Genomic DNA, 201 nt, shown 5'->3' with positions numbered 1-201 from the left:
CCCCGCGTGGTAACGAGGATCAAAAACGGGCGGCATTGCAAGTTCTTAATACCACTTTAAATTTAGTTGGTGGAGTTGATTTCGGTCAACAAGCGAATCTTCATAATGCAGAGGCTAATTTAATCAATAGGGCAGTAGAAGAAAAGCGTACTTCACTTCAGAATGCTCATGACATAAAAGGTACTATTGATGCCATGGATG

General features: G+C 41.3%; 1 protein-coding gene. It reads left to right on the top strand.

What is annotated here, in order from left to right:
• The coding region (locus tag DGG96_RS20940) for a hypothetical protein (protein ID WP_165831639.1) at window positions 1-201 on the top strand (201 nt) is incomplete at both ends.

The organism is Legionella qingyii, assembly GCF_003184185.1.
The sequence above is the reverse complement of the archived record's forward strand: the minus strand, read 5'-3'. Positions and strand labels throughout refer to the sequence as shown.